This window comes from Micromonospora sp., from assembly GCF_048594385.1.
Classification (GTDB): Bacteria; Actinomycetota; Actinomycetes; order Mycobacteriales; family Micromonosporaceae; genus Micromonospora; species Micromonospora wenchangensis.
Genome location: NZ_JBMDWU010000126.1, coordinates 1 through 5582, shown reverse-complemented (window position 1 = coordinate 5582; position 5582 = coordinate 1). Strand labels below are relative to the sequence as shown.

The following is a 5582-nucleotide window of genomic DNA, read 5'->3' as shown; positions in this document are numbered from 1 at the left end:
TCGTCGGTGGACATCTGCCGGGCCAGCTCCACCGCCTCGCTGATCGCCACCGCGTCGTCGATCTCGTCGACGTAGAGCAGCTCGTAGACGGCGATCCGGGCCAGGTTGCGGTCGACCGCCGGCATCCGGTCCAGGGTCCAGCCCTCGGCGTAGCTGGCGATCACCTCGTCGATCCGATCGAGATGCCCGGCGACCCCCTCGACCAGACCGATCGCGTAGTCCAGGTGTTCCGGACGCGGCTTCTCGATCCGCTCGACGTAGCCGGCGAGCACCTCGACCGGGGGCCGGTCCCGCAGGTCGGCCTCGAAGAGCACGTCCAGCGCCCGCTTGCGCGCCTTGCGGCGCGCCGGCATCTGCTGCTTGGCGCCCTCGGCCATCAGGCTCGGCCGAGGTAACGGCCGTCGCGGGTGTCGACCTTGATCTTCTCGTCGGTGGTGATGAACAGCGGCACCTGCACGGTCGCGCCGGTCTCGACGGTGGCCGGCTTGTTGCCGCCGGTCGACCGGTCGCCCTGCAGACCCGGCTCGGTGTAGGTGACCTGGAGCACCACGCTGGTGGGCAGCTCGATGTAGAGCGGCACACCCTCGTGGGTGGCGACGGTCGCCTCGGCCTCGGGGAGGAGGTAGTTGGCGGCCTCGCCGACGGTGCCGCCGGGGACGGTGATCTGGTCGAACGTCTCCAGATCCATGAAGACGTAGTCCTCACCGTCGGCGTACAGGTACTGCATGGTGCGCTTGTCGACGGTGGCGGTCTCGACCTTGGTGCCCGCGTTGAAGGTCTTGTCGACGACCTTGCCGGACAGCACGTTCTTCAGCGTCGTGCGGACGAACGCCCCACCCTTACCGGGCTTGACGTGCTGGAACTCGACGACGGACCACAGCTCCCCGTCGAGGTTGAGTACCAGGCCGTTCTTGAGGTCGTTGGTGGATGCCATTTCCTGCCTTGATCATCAATTGGCGGACAGACCTGACAAGTCTACTAGCTGCGTCTAATCGGCGGCGGGGCCGTCAACGGAGGCCCGCCACACCCCCCACGGACCGGACCGACAATCACACAGAGTAACGGGCGGTGGTTCAGTCGGCCCCGGCGAGCCGGGTGGCGAGGTGCCGCAGCGCGAGCCGGTAGCCGTCCACGCCCAGACCGCAGATCACCCCGGTGGCCACCGCCGACACCACCGAGTGGTGCCGGAACTCCTCCCGGGCGTGGATGTTGGAGATGTGCACCTCGACCAGGGGGGCACGCAGCAACGCGCAGGCGTCGCGGACCGCGATCGAGTAGTGCGACCAGGCCGCCGGGTTGAGCACCACCGACGCGCCCTCGTCCGCCGCCCCGTGCAGCCAGCCGACGAGTTCGTGTTCCGCGTCGGTCTGCCGCACCACCACGTCCAACCCCAGCTCACGGCCCGTCTCGACGCAGAGCGTCACCAGGTCGGCATAGCTGGTCACGCCGTACACGTCGACCTGGCGGGTGCCCAGCCGGCCCAGGTTCGGCCCGTTGAGCACGTACACCCGGGGGGTGTCGGGGCCGGTCACCGGCTGACCTCCCGGTAGGCGGCGTGCAGCAGTTCGTCGTCCGGGCCGTCCAGGATCGCCGGACGGGCCAGACCGTCGAGCACCACGAACCGCAACCGGCTCCCCCGGGCCTTCTTGTCCACCCGCATCGCCGCCAGCAGGTCCGGCCAGGCGTCCGCCGGGTAGCTGGTCGGCAGGTCCAGCGCGGACAGCACCCGGCGGTGCCGCTCGGCGGTCGCCGCGTCGAGCCGCCCGGCCAGCCGGGCGAGCGTGCCGGCATACACGGTGCCGACGGAGACCGCGTGCCCGTGCCGCCAGCGGTACCCCTCGACCTTCTCGATCGCGTGCGCCAGCGTGTGCCCGTAGTTGAGCACCTCCCGCACCCCCGACTCGCGCAGGTCACCGGAGACCACGTCGGCCTTCACCCGGATCGCCCGCTCGATCAGCTCCCGGGCCACCGGGCCGGTCGGGTCGACGGCGGCCGCCGGGTCCGCCTCGACCAGGTCCAGGATCACCGGGTCGGCGATGAAACCGCACTTGACCACCTCGGCCAGCCCGGCGGCCAGGTCGGCCGGCGGGAGGCTGTCCAGCGTACCCAGGTCGGCCAGCACCCCGACCGGCGGATGGAAGGACCCCACCAGGTTCTTGCCGGCCGCCGTGTTCACCCCGGTCTTGCCGCCGACGGCGGCGTCGACCATGCCAAGCAGCGAGGTCGCCACCGGCACCCACCGCACCCCGCGCAACCAGCAGGCCGCGACGAAGCCGGCCAGGTCGGTCACCGCACCGCCGCCCACCCCGACCACCGCATCGGTACGGGTGAAGCCGGCCGCCCCGAGCTGCTCCCAGCAGTCGGCGGCCACCTCGACCCGCTTGCCCGCCTCGGCGTCGGGCACCTCGATCGCCAGCGGGGTGATCCCCGCCCCGGCCAACCGCTCGCCGATCTCCTCGGCCAACGCCCGCAGGGGCGGCGCGTACAGCACCGCCGTCCGGGTCGCGTCGGGCAGCAACGCGGGCAGCTCGGCCAGCAGGCCCCGCCCGACCAATACGTCGTACGGCCGTTCGCCGCCGACCGGAATCCGGGTCACCTCGTCCATCGCCGGCAGCCTAGTCCAGCGTCGGCTCCGGCACGGGGAGTGTCCACCTGATGGCGGCCCACCCCGGCGTGACTCGGGAGCCGGGCCGGCGTTTAGCCCCACGGGACCCGGGCACCGGGGACGGGACCGACCCGAACGTGCCGACCCGAACGTGGAGGAACCCCATGGGCAGCACCACCGTCGACGGCGCGGACATCCGGCTCCCGGCCATCGTCCTCGGCGTCGGCCTCGGCGGCTTCGTCGACGGCATCGTCCTGCACCAGGTGCTCCAGTGGCACCACATGCTCAGCAGCACCGGCAGCGACAACGTCGGGATCAGGGCGTACCCGGTGGACACCGTGCCCGGGTTGCAGATGAACACCCTGTGGGACGGGCTGTTCCACGTGGTGACCTGGGTGGCGGTGCTCACCGGGCTGGCCCTGCTCTACTCCCGGGTCACCCGGTCCCGGGGCCGGCTGTGGCGCTCCGGCGCACTCTGGGGCTGGGCGCTGGTCGGGTGGGGACTGTTCAACCTGGTCGAGGGGATCGTCGACCACCACCTGCTCGGCATCCACCACGTGCACGGCGGCCCGCACCAGACCGCCTGGGACGTCGGCTTCCTGCTGCTCGGGGCGGCACTGGTGGCCCTCGGCTGGGCGGTGCAGCGCCGGGCCACGGCCGTGGACACCTGCGCCGGGCGGCGATGACCGGGACACACGGCGGCGGGGTGGGGCTGCTGCTGCTCGTACCCCCGGTGGTGTTCTGGGGTTACCTGGCGGCCGCGCTGCGCCAACGCGACCCGGGACGGGGCGGGTGGAGCCACTGGCGCACGGCCAGCTTCGGCGCGGGCACCGCACTGCTCGCGGTGGCCCTGCTGCTGCCCGCGCACGACCTGGTCGGGCACATGTGGCAGCACCTGCTGGTCGGCATGCTCGCGCCGCTCGGGCTGGTGCTCGGCGCACCCGGCACGCTGGCGCTGCGCAGCGTCACACCCCGCACCGGCCGGGCCGCCCTGCGGCTGCTGCGCCGGCCGGCCGTGACGGTCGCCAGCCATCCGGTCACCGGGCTGCTGCTCACCGCCGGCGGCCTCTACCTGCTGCACCTGACGCCGCTGTACCGGGTCACCCTGACCCATCCCGGCCTGCACCCGGTGCTGCTGCTGCACTTCCTGGTCGGCGGGTACGTCTTCACCTGGTCGATCGCCGGCCCCGACCCCGGACCGCACCGCCCCGGCGTGCCGGTACGCCTGGTGGTGCTGGGCCTCTCCGTCGCCGCCCACGCCACCCTCGCCCAACTGATGTACGCCGGCCTGGTCGACGCCGCCGCCCCGGCCGCCCAGCTCAGGACTGCGGCGACCCTGATGTACTACGTCGGCGACCTGGCCGAGATCCTGCTCGCCCTGGCTCTGCTGGTCACCTGGCGACCCGAACCCCGTCGGAACGGGTCGACGCCGGACCGGCGTCGGGTGGGCACGGTCAGGGCTTGAGCAGGGCGACGATCTCGGCGGCGATCTCCTCCGGTGCCCGGCCGTCGGTGACCACCGTCGCGGTCGCGACCTCCGCGTAGAGCGGCCGACGCTGGTCCATCAGGTGCTTCAGGGTGGCGCGCGGGTTGACCGACAGCAACGGCCGGCCGGCACCGAGCCCGACCCGCTTCACCGCGTCGGTCAACTCCACCGACAGGTGCACCACGGTGTGCCCGACCAGCGCCGCCCGGTTCTCCTCGGCGAGGATCGCCCCGCCGCCGAGGGCGAGCACCCCGGCGTGCGACGTCAACGCCGCCAGCACCGCGGCCCGCTCCAGGGCCCGGAAGTGCGCCTCACCCTCGTCGATGAAGATCTCCGGAATGGGCTTGCCCGCCATCTGCTCGATGTCGGTGTCGGTGTCCCGGAACGCCACCCCGAGCAGGGTGGCCAGCTCCGCGCCGACGGTGCTCTTGCCGGAACCGGGCGCCCCGACCAGCACACAGACAGGCTTCGTCATCGGGTTGGCCTTTCTTGACAGCCGGCGCTCACCGGATGATCAGGCTGTCGAGGTAGCCGGTCAGGTTACGGCGGATCTCGGCCACCGAATCACCACCGAACTTCTCCACCGCGGCCTCCGCCAACACCAGCGCCACCATCGCCTCCGCGACCACCGCCGCAGCAGGAACCGCACACACGTCCGACCGCTGATTGATCGCCGTCGCCGGCTCACCCGTGGTCACATCCACCGTGGCCAGGGCCCGGTTCAACGACGAGATCGGCTTCATCGCCGCCCGCACCCGCACCGGCTCACCCGTGGTGATCCCACCCTCCAAACCACCTGCCCGGTCGGTGACCCGACGGACCCCGGTCGCGGTGGGCATGATCTCGTCGTGCGCCTCCGAGCCTCGGGACCGCGCCTGCTGCCAGCCGTCCCCGATCTCCACACCCTTGATCGCCTGAATCGACATCAGAGCGGTGGCCAACCGGGCATCGAGCTTGCGGTCCCACTGCACGTGACTACCCAGACCCGGCGGCACCCCGTAGGCGAGAACCTCCACCACCCCGCCCAACGTGTCCGCGGCCTTCTTCGCCGCGTCGACCTCCGCGACCATCCGCGCGCTCGCGTCCGGGTCGAGACACCGCAACGGGTCCGCGTCGATCCGCTCAGCGTCCTCGGGCGTCGGACGTAGCCCCGGCTTCGCGGCCACCGACCCCAACTCCACCACGTGCGACACGATCTCGATGCCGAGGGCCTGCTTCACCAGCGCCTTCGCCACCGTCCCGACGGCGACCCGGGCAGCGGTCTCCCGGGCGCTGGCCCGCTCCAGGATCGGCCGGGCGTCGGTGTGGCCGTACTTCTGCATGCCGGCCAGGTCGGCGTGGCCGGGCCGGGGACGCGTCAACGGGGCGTTACGGGCCTGACTCGCCAACTCGTCCGCATCGACCGGGTCGGCGGCCATCACCGTCCGCCACTTCGGCCACTCCGAGTTCCCCACCCGGATCGCCACCGGACTACCCAACGTCAACCCGTGC

8 protein-coding genes are annotated in these 5582 nt (G+C 72.1%); 2 read left to right on the top strand and 6 right to left on the bottom strand.

The window, feature by feature from the left end:
• The 4 genes from nusB to aroB all read right to left on the bottom strand — a co-directional run.
• Positions 1–353, bottom strand: a 353-nt coding sequence (nusB, locus tag ACOJTC_RS06275; RefSeq protein WP_420116132.1) for a transcription antitermination factor NusB, incomplete at its 3' end; no start/stop codon positions are given.
• Between the two features lie 23 nt (positions 354–376).
• Positions 377–934, bottom strand: a complete 558-nt coding sequence (gene efp, locus ACOJTC_RS06270) for an elongation factor P (protein WP_088645221.1) — start codon at positions 932–934, stop codon at positions 377–379.
• A gap of 139 nt (positions 935–1073) precedes the next feature.
• A complete protein-coding gene (gene aroQ / locus ACOJTC_RS06265; RefSeq protein WP_204927589.1) occupies positions 1074–1532 on the bottom strand; it encodes a type II 3-dehydroquinate dehydratase in 459 nt (152 codons plus the stop codon).
• Positions 1529–2605: a 3-dehydroquinate synthase gene (aroB, locus tag ACOJTC_RS06260; RefSeq protein ID WP_204927590.1), complete on the bottom strand. Its 1077-nt coding sequence runs from the start codon at positions 2603–2605 to the stop codon at positions 1529–1531. Before aroB ends, aroQ begins: the two co-directional genes overlap by 4 nt.
• 164 nt (positions 2606–2769) lie before the next feature.
• Here aroB and ACOJTC_RS06255 point away from each other — a divergent pair, with 164 nt between their 5' ends.
• Positions 2770–3291: a DUF2243 domain-containing protein gene (locus ACOJTC_RS06255; protein ID WP_204927591.1), complete on the top strand. Its 522-nt coding sequence runs from the start codon at positions 2770–2772 to the stop codon at positions 3289–3291.
• Positions 3288–4070: a cytochrome c oxidase assembly protein gene (locus tag ACOJTC_RS06250; protein WP_420116131.1), complete on the top strand. Its 783-nt coding sequence runs from the start codon at positions 3288–3290 to the stop codon at positions 4068–4070. Before ACOJTC_RS06255 ends, ACOJTC_RS06250 begins: the two co-directional genes overlap by 4 nt.
• Here ACOJTC_RS06250 and ACOJTC_RS06245 read toward each other — a convergent pair.
• Both ACOJTC_RS06245 and aroC read right to left on the bottom strand, forming a co-directional pair.
• Positions 4060–4566, bottom strand: coding sequence for a shikimate kinase (locus ACOJTC_RS06245; protein WP_420116130.1), 507 nt, complete (start codon positions 4564–4566; stop codon positions 4060–4062). The two genes, ACOJTC_RS06250 and ACOJTC_RS06245, sit on opposite strands and share 11 nt — an antisense overlap.
• Positions 4567–4594: 28 nt before the next feature.
• On the bottom strand, positions 4595–5582 hold a 988-nt coding region (aroC, locus tag ACOJTC_RS06240; RefSeq protein ID WP_420116129.1), incomplete at its 5' end, for a chorismate synthase.

Coding starts and splice junctions, on each gene's coding strand:
- efp (WP_088645221.1), bottom strand. CDS start 934: ATGGCATCCACCAACGACCTCAAGAACGGCCTGGTACTCAACCTCGAC.
- aroB (WP_204927590.1), bottom strand. CDS start 2,605: ATGGACGAGGTGACCCGGATTCCGGTCGGCGGCGAACGGCCGTACGAC.
- ACOJTC_RS06255 (WP_204927591.1), top strand. CDS start 2,770: ATGGGCAGCACCACCGTCGACGGCGCGGACATCCGGCTCCCGGCCATC.
- ACOJTC_RS06250 (WP_420116131.1), top strand. CDS start 3,288: ATGACCGGGACACACGGCGGCGGGGTGGGGCTGCTGCTGCTCGTACCC.
- ACOJTC_RS06245 (WP_420116130.1), bottom strand. CDS start 4,566: ATGACGAAGCCTGTCTGTGTGCTGGTCGGGGCGCCCGGTTCCGGCAAG.